Genomic DNA, 12,072 nt, shown 5'->3' on the forward strand with positions numbered 1-12,072 from the left:
TTGAAGAGACTGATGATGTGTTAAGAAAGTTTTTTAGAGATTTTTCTTTCTGATTTTTTTAATTGAATACGTAAAATGTTTTACAGCATGTTATGATTTTTATCAGTAAAGGATAATTTGGCGGAAATGTTTGTAATGATACGTACAACATTGTTTAAAAGGAAAGACATTGGCTATAGTATTTACAGGAAGATGAGTAACCTAAGAGATCAGATGAAGTTATTTTAGAAAAGTTTTTAAGTGTTTTGAACTTTGTATGAAGTGGTTTATCATTTTTGAATGGTTTGTGTTATAATACGCTAAAAAAGGATGAGAGGATAAAAAGTTCTTTTTGCAATAAAAGCGTGTAATTGCTTTTAAGTTAAGAAGAAAATATATAAGTAAGATATTATATTTGATACCTCCTTCAGAGGAAGCATGAATAAATGAAATCAAATTTAAAAGCATAAAGTTAGAGAGAATAATGGGTAATATTTTTTCACCAACGCATTTAATTATAATTTTATTGATTATCTTTGTGCTTTTCGGTCGCGGTAAAATTTCTGAATTAATGGGCGATGTTGCTAAAGGAATTAAAGCCTTCAAAAAAAATATGAAAGAAGAAGATGATAGCATTGAGGATAAAGTTGAAATGGCTCCTACTTCCCAAATGATTGATGTAGAATCTCAACAATCTCAGCCGTTATCGGTAAAACATGCAACAGCGCGCAGAAAGGTTTCTTCTGCTTCTAAAAAAAGCAAAACATCTGTTGCTAAAAAACAGTAACAAAAACGCAATCATCATTGTGCAATATTTTTTGATGAGAAAGTCGAATTAAGAGATGTTTGGGATTGACGGACCAGAGTTTATCGTAATCTTACTTGTTCTCATCATTGTCGTTGGACCAAAAGATTTACCTAAAATATTAAAGACAGTAGCAAAGATAAGAGCGTATGTGTATTCAACAGCAAATGAACTTCGTCATCAGTTTGATGATGTAATAAAACAAATCGAGCGCGATAATTTGCAAAAAGTATGTTCGGATATTAGCGATTCAAGCAAGAAGTTGGCAGAAACTTTTGATCCCACTCAAAATATATTAGAGGATATCCACGATAATTGGGATGTTAAGGAAACACATCATAAATCAAAAAAAGATAAAGAAATTTTGGAATGCGATCAAAACGTAACCAATAAAGATACGACAGTATCTATTGCTTCTAAAGATAAAGAAGATATGTCATGAATGTTAAGAAAGATGAAGTTGATGCTAATATGGCTCCACTTTTAGAACATTTAATTGAACTTCGTCAGCGAATTATTTCTGCCTTGGTTGCATTTATGATCGCTTTTATGATGTGTTTTCTTGTTAAAGATTATATTTTAAATTTTTTACTATGGCCATATCAGTGGGCAATGAAAATAGCAGAGGGTAATCCTGAGGGGATTCGTTTACAATCAACGCAAGTATGGGAAACTTTTTTAACGAAGATGAAGCTTTCTGTTTTTGGGGGAATTATTTTATCTTTTCCCTATACGGCTTTTCAGTTTTATAGTTTTATTGCACCAGGGCTTTATAAAAATGAGCGTATGGCTTTTTTACCATTTCTCATTGGGGGGCCTATTTTATTTTGTATTGGGGGAGCGTTTGTTTATGGTCTATTAGCGCCAATAATACTATGGTTTAGCCTTTCTCAACAATTTCTTCCAGATGTTCATTTAAAAATAGAGTTTATAGTGCGTATTTCTGATTATTTGGGCTTTATGACATCGTTTATCCTAATTTTTGGTTTGATTTTTCAATTACCTCTTGTCATCAGTCTTTTAACAAAAATTGGATTTGTAACATCTCATGATTTGGCGTCTAAACGAAAATGGGCTATTTTGCTCTCTTTTATCATAGCGGCAATCATAACGCCGTCGGATTTTTTTACGATGTTTGCAGTGGCTTTACCAACGATAGCACTTTACGAGATTTCAATTTTAATTGCTTACAGTATAGAAAAGAGAAGAAAATCCGCTTAAGAAAAGTGTATAATCTTATGCGATAAGGAATGAATAAAAACAATATAAATGAGGAATTTTTATGCTTGATATTAAGTGGATTCGTGACAATCCTGAGAAATTAGATAAAGCACTCGTAAGTAGAGGTCTTGAGCCACAAGCTGAAAGGTTAATACAACTTGATCTTGCACGTCGGTCGTATATTGCTAAGGTGCAATTGGCGCAGGAACGTCGCAATGCTGTTTCAAAGGAAATAGGACAGGCTTTAGCGGTATCGGATCAGCAAATGGCTGAACGTCTTAGGGCTGAAGTTGAAGAGATTAAAGCTTTTCTTTCCTCTGCAACAGTGGAAGAAAAACAGCTGACGGAGAGTCTTGAGAAACTTCTTTCAGCACTTCCAAATATTCCATTAGATGATGTTCCAGAAGGTAAAGATGAAAGTGATAATGTCGTCATTCGACATTTTGGTACACCTCCAACATTTAATTTTACACCAAAGGAACATTTTGATCTTGGTCAAGATCTCAAACAGATGAATTTTGAACGAGCTAGTCGTTTGTCTGGAACACGTTTTACAGTACTTTCAGGGGCATTAGCACGGCTAGAACGAGCATTAGGCCAGTTTATGCTTGATGTGCATGTCAATGAGAATGGTTACACAGAAGTCTCAGTACCTCTTCTTGTTCGTGATGAGATTGTTTACGGAGCAGCACAATTACCGAAATTTGCTGAAGACCTTTTTCGTACAACAGATGGTCGATGGCTTATTTCCACAGCAGAAGTGCCATTAACCAATTTGGTCAACGATGAAATTCTTGAAATATCAGATTTACCACTGCGATTTTCTTCTTTATCTCCCTGTTTTCGTTCAGAGGCGGGAGCAGCCGGTCGTGATACGCGCGGTATGTTGCGTCAGCATCAATTTTGGAAAGTTGAAATGGTCTCGATTACCAGTGAAGAGCAGTCTTTAATTGAATTAGAACGTATGACGGAATGTGCAGAAGATATATTAAAGCGGCTTGGTTTGCCTTTTCGCACAGTGGTTCTTTCTACGGGTGATATGGGGTTTGCAGCGCGTAAAACCTATGACATCGAGGTTTGGCTTCCTGGTCAAGAATGTTATCGTGAAATTTCTAGCTGTTCAGTTTGTGGAGATTTTCAAGGTCGCCGTATGAATGCGCGCTATCGTAAAGAAGGCGATAAAAAATTGCATTTTGTTCATAGCCTTAATGGTTCTGGTACGGCTGTTGGACGTTGTCTTATTGCCGTACTTGAAAATTATCAACAGGCTGATGGATCAATTATTATTCCAGATGTTTTACAACCTTATATGGGAGGCATGCGCTGTATTACTGCTTAATTTTACGAAAGGAGAGACAATATGCGTTTATTGCCAAGAGGTGATGATACACAGACGCAAGTTTTTGCCATTTTAAAAGAAGCAGTTTGTCAGTATGATAAAAGTGCACCTCCATTGGAGATTGAATGATACTATGGGGCAAAAGGGTATTTTACAATTTCGTGAGGAGTTAGCCGCTCTTGTACTGAAAATGCGTAGCAAAGGCATTGATGACGTGCGATTTTTTTCGGCATTAGAGAAAATTCCGCGTCAACAGTTTGTTGCTGCTCCTTGGTTCAATAGTGCTTATGATAATAAAGTTATTCCCCTTGAGTGTGGTGAATATATGGAACGTTTGGAAGAACAACTCTTAATTCTTTCGGCATTATCGTTGAAAAAAAGGCATCGTGTCTTAGAAATTGGTACAGGATCTGGTTTTTGTACTGCTCTTATGGCATGTCTGAGTGACCGTGTGACAACGATTGATCGTTATAAAACGCTTGTTGATTTAGCACGCCAAAAATTTCAAACTTTAGGAATTGAAAATATTGTTATACGGCAGATTGATGGAAGTCATAATGTGACAGGCTTAGGATCATTTGATCGCATTCTTATTTGGCCATCACGTTTTGATGAACCAAAGGAATTTTTAGAACTTTTAGCTGAAAATGGAATTCTCATTCAGGCGATAGGACCTGACGAAGGGGTACAAACGGTGACGCGCTATACAAAAATTGGTAGTCGATTTGAGTGTTTAGAACTGTTCCAAGTGCGTTACCAACCTTTTATTAAAGGCATTGCAGAGATACTTTAATTTTTAAAAGCTAAGACGTTTCTGCAAATTGTCTACGTTAAATTCATTTTGATCTTATATAAAGATATTTATGAATAAAACATCTCATTTTAACTCTTCGGTAATTTAAAAAAGCTTTAATGGAATGAGTTGATTATTGATGAGTGAGCAAAACGATGTGTCTAAAAGCTTTGGATAATATTTTCCAGCATAATTTTCAGAGAATAACTTTGTTAGCGGTGGTAACTATTGTTGCTGGTTGTAGTTCTGGTACACAGCGTTTTTCCAATACGTTCTCTCATCGTACGGTATCATCTCAATCAAATATATCAAGCACTATGTATACAGACCCGCGAATGCTATCATACGGTAGTGGTATGATACAAAGCACTGAATTGCCACCTGTGGAATCAAGCGATGATTCATGGGGAGATGATAATTCCCCCTATAATTTTCCACATCAAGGTAGGATAACTTCTTCTGATGGTCGCGTTATGGGCGCCCCTCCACGTAATCTTGGAACACTTTCTCGTTCACAAATGGATAAATCTTCTATTTTTCGGCGGAATTCTTATATTGTCCAGAGTGGAGATACACTGCTCAGTATTGCACGACAAGTAGGGGTTAGTGTTGAGGCATTAAAATTAGCAAATGGTATAAACAGCAATTCCATTTATATCGGTCAGGTCCTTGTTGTTCCAAGCAGGCGTACATTAGCAGCTTCAAATGCACACAATAATAACGATTGGGCAGTGTCAACAACAGAATCTGCATCCCAATCTGTGATGTCCTCTATAAAAAACAAGAAGTCCTCTCCTATATATAAAGCTCCTGTAACAACGCCACCCTCTGCAAAGATAAACAAATCAAGTTCTGAGAAAAATTTTTCTAAACAGATGACGCAATTGAAACATGAGACTGGTTTGTCAAGTACTGTTACGAATACAGATAATATGACGACTCCGCAAGCCACAGGAATTTCTAAGATGCGTTGGCCAGTACGAGGGCGTTTATTAAGCCAGTTCGGTCAAAAAAAGGGAACAGTAATGAATCGAGGAATAGATATTGCAGTGCCTGAAGGGTCTTCGGTAAAGGCGGCAGAAAATGGTGTGGTTATTTATGCGGGAGATGGACTAAAAGAGCTTGGTAATGTTGTGATGATTCGACATGAAAATGATATTATCACTATTTATGGATGTAATAGTAAGCTTGTTGTTAACAAAGGACAAAGGATAAGGCGCGGTGATGAGATTGCTAAATCTGGTGTTTCAGGAAATGTTAAAACGCCACGTGTCTATTTTGAGATGCGTAAGAATTCATTACCTGTTGATCCCCTTAAATATTTAGAAAACTAATTTATTGATAACTTTGACATTTGAATAGTCTTACAGTTTATAGAAAATTCATGAAAAACAATTGATTTTCTTAAATTAATAACATTGCAGCAAAAAATCATTGGTTTTAGAAAAGTAGTTCGTTGGGGTCGTTAGATATTACCATCTTTGTATTTATGAAAGTGTAAGACAATAGTATCATACTATTTGTCAGCTTTGAGTGTTCCAATTGCTCTTGCATTTGAGAGAAGCATGAAAAAGATATTTTCACGCCTTTCTTAAAAAGTTTTTATCTACAGGCTCATTTAATATGTGTGACGTGCAAGAAAATCGTTTTGATTAATTCAGAAGGTTTGAAATGAGAGCGTTTTATTGTATTTAGATCTGTCATTTGATATCAAAAACGATAAATTATCTATATAAATTAAGTTTGTTCATTAGAAAAATTATCTTGTATAATTTATTGAGTTAGTGAAAAGATTTATGTTGTAGGATATACAATAGGGGAAAGTGAATCTATTTTTTAAGATTTTTCTCATTGTATTTTGGTATTCTGCCTCTTAAGGATTTATTGTATTTTTGTAAAGCTGTGATTAGATTATGTAGTTATTGCTTTTTATGATAAATTCTTTAGGAATTTTTTCTGTATCGGAATTTCATTTTAATAGAGTGGGAAATACCTGAGGTTTAACTATAGGAGATAAAAATGTTTATTACGAACGCTTATGCTCAAGTTGCAGGCGATGTTTCCGGTGGAATTTCATTTGCTAACGCTGTCCCATTCATTTTAATTTTTGCAATTATGTATTTTTTTATGATTCGTCCACAGCGTGCCCAAATGAAAAAACGCCAAGAAATGCTTAATGCAGTACGTCGTGGTGATACAGTTATAACGGGTGGTGGTATTATCGGCAAGGTTACGAAGGTTCACGACGAGAGTGGTGAATTAGAGGTTGAAATTGGTGAGAGTATAAATATTCGTGTTATTCGCTCAACATTAGCTGATGTGCGCGTTAAAGGTGAGCCGATTGCAGAAAAAAAGTCAAAACTTAATGCTAAAGCAAAAACACCACAAAAGTCTAAATCTAAAACGACAACGAAAGAAGATATGAGTATCTCTGAAGAGAAAAAAGCTGTATCAAAGGAAAATGCATCTTAAGGTGTAATGGCAGTTTATTACATTTTTTAAGCATTTTTATAAAAAGCTTGGCAAGATCAAGACAATTTCATTGGAAAAGGGGCTTTTATAGTGGCTACAGAAAATGGAGTTTTTGTTTTCTTTAGATTATTAAAATAGTTGCTTTATTTATAGAATATTACGCAATTTTTTTCTGTTTTTTAAAGAAGATCATTGTTTTTATAAAAAGAAATTTGTGAGTAAATAAGCTGAAGAAACTTTTCAAAAAATAGATTTATTTAAGTAGGTATAGCATTTTACTGCGGTTTATGACCAAATTTTCATATATTTGTTGTATGAGAAGATTAGGGCATTATATAAAAACGTTCACTTCAATACTAGGCTATCTATGTTTAACATATCAATGTTTATATCAGCCTTACTTTAATTTTTATGGTGAGAAGTAGCAAAGACAATTGGATTATTCAAAAATAAAAGGTGCATATTCATGTTCGATGCAATTCAAATTCGTGAAGCACATTTTCCAAGTCGCGCACCTATTGATGCTTATGGAAATGGTGGGTTTCGTTTTGCTGATATGTCTCATAGAGGTTCTATTATTTGTGTCCCATCAGGTATTTATGGCATTGACATGGCAGGGCCTATTCCTACTCAAGGGGATATATCTCGTATTTTAGAAGAAGCTTCTGAAATCGAGGTTTTATTAATAGGTACTGGAATTGAATTATTACGATTACCTGAAGAGTTACGGGTGCTTTTATGGGAAAAACGTATTTCATCAGATACAATGAGTACGGGAGCGGCGGTGCGTACATTTAATGTTTTATTGGCTGAAGATCGCGCTGTTGCGGCGTTATTATTTGCGGTAGAATAGAGTATTGTTTCATAAAACAAAGGCTCTGGTCTAGCATGAAAGACTTGTGTAATTATTTTCTGCTCTGTAAAATACTGTCGTTTAAGGCGGTGATATAAGGGTGTAGAATATACATAACATAACACATTAAGTTTTTTAAATACAGCAGCAAGTATTCAGAACAAAGCTTGCTCGTCGTTCCTAATGAATCACATGAGTGATCAACTCTTGGCACTTGAGACAGTTCATAAGAGGCATTTTTAGTTCTTTCTCATACAGTTGTTACCTACAAGCCAGTTACGCTTGGGACGTGCAAGGGAATAGTTTTTATTGATGTAACATGGAGTTGGTTTAAAATGAAAGCATATCTACGATATTTGGAATTCTAATTTAACATACAAAATAACAGATTATGATTATAAATCAATGTATTGATAGTAACAGAAAATCACCGAGAGCAATTGGATTTTTTACAAATTGGTGTTGGTAAGAACCTTTGTCTTTTAGGATGGGGAGGAGGTCAATGATTTGATGAAGTTTTTGTGATCAGTGTATTTTTTATAAAATAACATTGTCATCTATCCACTGAAAAAGTGTTTTTCGTTGTTTGTTGTTCAAGTTTTACTATGCATGTTACGATTGTTTTTTAGCTTTTTTACTGCAAATGAAAACTTGAAGTCCTATAAGATAAGTTTTATCAGAAAAATTATTTATTTAATTTTTTCTTTCTAAAACGAAAAGTGACTAGAAAAGAAACTTTAATTCACAATACAGTTAAGAGACACATTTAAAAATCTTATTTTCTGAACTGTATTTGCTTATCCTTCATTTTTTAATATGAATAAAAAGAGGATATTAATTTAATTGCTAAAAAAGGGACGTTAATAGGTTCATAGAATGATAGGCTCTCTTCCTTATTGTCTTGATATTTTACGTACCATAGATCGTGATCGCTATATATCGGTTTTATTTGCGCCTAAAAAAAAGCGCCAAGCATTGGCTGCTCTTTATGTATTTAATGCTGAAGTTTCTCGTATTCGCGAAAGTGTACATGATCCATTCATAGGAGAAATACGGTTACGTTGGTGGTATGATGCTATTGCTCATGGTGAAATGCAAACGAGTGGAAACAATCCGATTTTGAATGATTTATTAAAAGCAATCACTCTTTTTAATTTACCTAAGACAGCTTTTTTACGTTATTGTGATGCGCAAATTTTAGATCTTTATCACAATCCAATAGAAACACTTCATGATCTAGAGCATTATTGTGGTGAGACAGCAGGCATAATTTTACAGCTTTCTTGTCAGATATTAGATCCTGAAACTGCACTAGAGTTTACAGATATCTATGAACATGGAGGGATTTCTCAAGGATTAAGCGGTGTATTACGTCTTTTATCATTCATGCAATCACGATATCAATATTATTTACCTACTGATATATTAAAGGCTGTAGGAGTGAATAGGGAAGATTTGGAATCCCATCGTCTCAGTGATCAACAAAAGGGTCGTATTGTTGAAGCTATGGTAGCATTATCGCGCGATCATTATACCCAATTTTACGAGTATTCTTGTATTTTACCGAGAGTTCTTAAGCCAGCTTTTCTTCCATTGGTCATTGTACCGGCTTCTCTTCAAAAAGCTATACAGCTGGGGGCAGCAATTTTTCAAGAGAGTGCAACTTTGCCATTGATGTATCGCTATTGGTTGATAACAAGGGCAGCAATAAGCGGCAATTTTCCAAAGATATTGTAAAAGAATATTACTACGTTAGAATGCGTAACATGTAGACTGATTTTTTCATAGGAAGATAAAGGAGCTATTGTGATTCCAAACCATTTTTTTGTTATAAAAAATGTTGATGTTTTGGTTGTTATGAACGCAAAAGAATAAGAAATTTTGTGATCTTGAAAATACGGTATATTTCTTCATCAGTAGTATGTTTTATTCAGTATATTGGATGGGTGAGATGCAGAGAAAGAAAAACATGAAATAAAATTTCTATTTTATGAGAGAAGTTATCTTAGCAGTCTATAAGTCTATAAAAAACTCTTATTTTTGAGAAATTATAACATCATAATTGATGACTGTTATGATTTATGAATATATTGATTTATAATGATAATTTGTTTTTTCTCATATTGAATGAGAGTCTTGAATAGAAAAAGATTTCTCCATTTTTATAATGAATTTTAAAAATAGTTTTTTTATCTATTATAAGTTGGGTGTGTAAATGAAATCATTTAAGGAAGAAGCAATACGCTTCCTATGAATGAATATTAAGAGTAGAAATATGCTGAGCTATGAATGAATGACGATAGGGATGACATTTATAGCTTAATAGGCGACAACCTTTACAACCTTGGATGGATAATGTTTTTTAATGCGTTGCAAAAACAACTCTACATTCCATTGACTATTTTCTCGCAAATCCATACATGCACTGATTTGCGAGAGAATGAATCATTATACAAACGCTGATCCTAAGATATGCAAACAAGAGATCTATCTTACCTCTTCAACTATAGACGAAGAGCTGATGGAAAATTTATCAAATAAGTTCTTTAAATTATATAAAATCTTTTTATTGGAGAGCGTTAAAGATCTGATTATAATTTGTGCTATTAATTTCCAAAGGATGTTCTTTATTGGCAACTTGTAGCATTTCTAACTTGAGATCTTCTCTTATCATCATATCTATATTGGCGCGGGCCTCAGTTGAAAGAGTATGAGACGTGATATCTTTAGGCATGGTTACAGTCTTTATTTGATAAATGATACGGTTTGTTGCAACCGGACCTTTTATGATGCCATAATGACCTTTGGGACCGGAAAATAATGCTTTAATGCCTTCAACGCCAAGGATTTCAGATGAGTCTTGACGCCGGAGGGTTGGTGTTGTTTGTTTTGTAACACCAAGGGTATGAGCAAGAGCAACAAGACTTTTTCCTTCCGTGAGCTGTTTGAGAGCATTTTGGGCTTTTTCATCAAGAAGACGTTGGATTTCCTCATTTTTCCATTGAGCAAGAACATCTAGCTTAGCCTCTTCAAGTGTCTTATCACGGGCAGGAATAATTTTATCGACCTTGTACCAGAGATATCCACCATTTTGAAAAGAGAGAGGATCAAGATCGACTCCTTCGTTTGATTGATAGATGGCATTCAGTAAAATATCTTTTTGAGGTAAATCCGTGAGTATTGCACCTTCAAGCGTTTTTCCCGTTTTATCAATAGTAATTGTGCGCAAAGATAACTTGTATTGGTCAGCTAACTCTTTGAGAGAAGCACCCTCAAAACGAGCATTTTCAATGGCTACATAATTGTTACGGATATCATCAGTAGCACGATTTTTGGCAAGTATTTGGCGAATATTTTCTTCTACACTTTCAAAAGGAAGAGAGCTTGAAGGTTCAATATGCGTAACGCGAATGAGAACAGGTCCCTGTAAGTCATTTATCACAGGACTGACTTGGCCTTGTTGAAGTTCAAAAATTTCAGATGTCAGATGATTAGGAAGTTCATTTTCTGCGAGAGGACCTTTTTTTATGTCATTAAGAGTCTTTTTTTCAGCTTTTACCAGTTCATCAAAACTCAATCCATCAGCTATTTTTTTTGCTGCATTATCGGCTTCTTCGCGTGAGGGGAATCGCAGTTCTTCGAATGTACGCTTTTCAGGCGTTACAAAACGTGAAGCATTTTGTGTATAATAGGCTTTCGCCTCATCTGTTGAGATATCTTTAGGTTTTACAAAATCATTAAGTTCCATAGATAGCAAAGAGACAGTACGGTATTCTGGAGCACGAAATTGACTTTGATGTGTTTCAAACCATTTTTGTAATGTTTCGTAATCAGGATCAGCAATTGTTTTCTTTTCTTTTAGATCAATAATGAGATAATCAGCAATACGCATTTCTCCTTGATAAAGAGCAAGTGCTTTATAAAAGAGATTTGGTGCCTTCATATCAGAAAGTAAAGCAGCAATAAGCTGATTACGCTTTTCTTGTTTGGTGTAATAATTAAGAAAAGCACTTTCACTAATGTGTAAATGCTGAAGATAGTTATAAAACAAGTTTTTATCAAAAGTGCCATTTACCTGGAACATCTTATCAGAACCAATCGCATGAGCTATTGTATCTTTTGAAAGACTTATTTTCATTTTACGTGCTTGTTCATCAAGCAGTACATTTTGTTGTAATTGATTAAATACAAAAGCAGGAATTTGGTATTGCTGCATTTCATTTGCTGTAAACATTCGTCCAAGATGAGCAGCATATGCTAAACGTGCGCTTTGATCGGCGAGTGCAAGACGATAATCATCGACAGTTACTGTGGACTTTCCAGAAGTAATAAGATCTCTTTCACTTTTTTTGTGTAACTGCGGTACCCCCCATAAAAGAATGAAGCATAAGAGTAAAATAGCAAGGAAAATTCTAAAAATCCAAGAATTTGTAGCATTTCTTATGATGTCAAGCATTGTTCAAGTCCATTTTTAATGTGAGTTATTATCAAAGCTGTAATGGAATTTGCAATAAAGGGATGAAAGATGCAAGCTTTAAAGACTTGCTTTCATTTTATAATTTGGTAACTACAGATAAACAATGTATTGTAAAAGCTCTTGAGGTGAAAAT

The 12,072-nt window shown here is 34.6% G+C and carries 10 protein-coding genes; 9 read left to right on the forward strand and 1 reads right to left on the reverse strand.

Going from position 1 to position 12,072, the window contains the following annotated elements; all coding sequences use genetic code 11:
- The first annotated feature begins 463 nt into the window (after positions 1-463).
- From tatA to ACFINK_RS01260, 9 genes are all read left to right on the forward strand, one after another.
- Positions 464-766 (forward strand): twin-arginine translocase TatA/TatE family subunit, encoded by a 303-nt coding sequence (tatA, locus tag ACFINK_RS01220; RefSeq protein ID WP_375612915.1) that lies wholly within the window; start codon positions 464-466, stop codon positions 764-766.
- A gap of 55 nt (positions 767-821) precedes the next feature.
- Entirely contained in the window at positions 822-1,226 is a 405-nt protein-coding gene (locus ACFINK_RS01225; protein ID WP_375638106.1) for a twin-arginine translocase TatA/TatE family subunit, read from the forward strand.
- Positions 1,223-2,005: a twin-arginine translocase subunit TatC gene (tatC, locus tag ACFINK_RS01230; protein WP_375612913.1), complete on the forward strand. Its 783-nt coding sequence runs from the start codon at positions 1,223-1,225 to the stop codon at positions 2,003-2,005. Before ACFINK_RS01225 ends, tatC begins: the two co-directional genes overlap by 4 nt.
- A 61-nt stretch (positions 2,006-2,066) precedes the next feature.
- Complete coding sequence (serS, locus tag ACFINK_RS01235) at positions 2,067-3,344, forward strand: serine--tRNA ligase (protein ID WP_375638107.1); 1,278 nt, start codon at positions 2,067-2,069, stop codon at positions 3,342-3,344.
- A 133-nt stretch (positions 3,345-3,477) separates the two neighbouring features.
- Entirely contained in the window at positions 3,478-4,137 is a 660-nt protein-coding gene (locus ACFINK_RS01240; protein ID WP_375622329.1) for a protein-L-isoaspartate(D-aspartate) O-methyltransferase, read from the forward strand.
- 155 nt (positions 4,138-4,292) lie between these two features.
- Positions 4,293-5,471 carry a peptidoglycan DD-metalloendopeptidase family protein gene (locus ACFINK_RS01245; RefSeq protein WP_375638108.1) on the forward strand — a complete coding sequence of 393 codons (1,179 nt, stop codon included), beginning with the start codon at positions 4,293-4,295 and terminating at the stop codon, positions 5,469-5,471.
- A 685-nt stretch (positions 5,472-6,156) separates the two neighbouring features.
- A complete protein-coding gene (yajC, locus tag ACFINK_RS01250; protein ID WP_375638109.1) occupies positions 6,157-6,609 on the forward strand; it encodes a preprotein translocase subunit YajC in 453 nt (150 codons plus the stop codon).
- A gap of 466 nt (positions 6,610-7,075) precedes the next feature.
- Positions 7,076-7,462 carry an Mth938-like domain-containing protein gene (locus ACFINK_RS01255; protein ID WP_375622169.1) on the forward strand — a complete coding sequence of 129 codons (387 nt, stop codon included), beginning with the start codon at positions 7,076-7,078 and terminating at the stop codon, positions 7,460-7,462.
- Positions 7,463-8,338: 876 nt separating this feature from the next.
- Positions 8,339-9,199 carry a phytoene/squalene synthase family protein gene (locus ACFINK_RS01260; RefSeq protein WP_375638110.1) on the forward strand — a complete coding sequence of 287 codons (861 nt, stop codon included), beginning with the start codon at positions 8,339-8,341 and terminating at the stop codon, positions 9,197-9,199.
- An 829-nt stretch (positions 9,200-10,028) separates the two neighbouring features.
- Here ACFINK_RS01260 and ACFINK_RS01265 read toward each other — a convergent pair.
- Positions 10,029-11,918, reverse strand: a complete 1,890-nt coding sequence (locus ACFINK_RS01265; protein ID WP_375638111.1) for a peptidyl-prolyl cis-trans isomerase — start codon at positions 11,916-11,918, stop codon at positions 10,029-10,031.
- Between the last annotated feature and the right edge of the window lie 154 nt (positions 11,919-12,072).

The sequence above is a fragment of the Bartonella sp. AA16NXGY genome (genome assembly GCF_042197325.1).
In the GTDB taxonomy this organism is placed as follows: Bacteria; Pseudomonadota; Alphaproteobacteria; order Rhizobiales; family Rhizobiaceae; genus Bartonella.

Excerpts from the sequence above, each read along its gene's own strand:
- ACFINK_RS01245 (WP_375638108.1), top strand. The coding sequence starts at position 4,293 with ATGTGTCTAAAAGCTTTGGATAATATTTTCCAGCATAATTTTCAGAGA.
- ACFINK_RS01265 (WP_375638111.1), bottom strand. The coding sequence starts at position 11,918 with ATGCTTGACATCATAAGAAATGCTACAAATTCTTGGATTTTTAGAATT.
- ACFINK_RS01240 (WP_375622329.1), top strand. The coding sequence starts at position 3,478 with ATGGGGCAAAAGGGTATTTTACAATTTCGTGAGGAGTTAGCCGCTCTT.
- ACFINK_RS01260 (WP_375638110.1), top strand. The coding sequence starts at position 8,339 with ATGATAGGCTCTCTTCCTTATTGTCTTGATATTTTACGTACCATAGAT.
- tatA (WP_375612915.1), top strand. The coding sequence starts at position 464 with ATGGGTAATATTTTTTCACCAACGCATTTAATTATAATTTTATTGATT.
- ACFINK_RS01225 (WP_375638106.1), top strand. The coding sequence starts at position 822 with ATGTTTGGGATTGACGGACCAGAGTTTATCGTAATCTTACTTGTTCTC.
- tatC (WP_375612913.1), top strand. The coding sequence starts at position 1,223 with ATGAATGTTAAGAAAGATGAAGTTGATGCTAATATGGCTCCACTTTTA.
- serS (WP_375638107.1), top strand. The coding sequence starts at position 2,067 with ATGCTTGATATTAAGTGGATTCGTGACAATCCTGAGAAATTAGATAAA.
- ACFINK_RS01255 (WP_375622169.1), top strand. The coding sequence starts at position 7,076 with ATGTTCGATGCAATTCAAATTCGTGAAGCACATTTTCCAAGTCGCGCA.
- yajC (WP_375638109.1), top strand. The coding sequence starts at position 6,157 with ATGTTTATTACGAACGCTTATGCTCAAGTTGCAGGCGATGTTTCCGGT.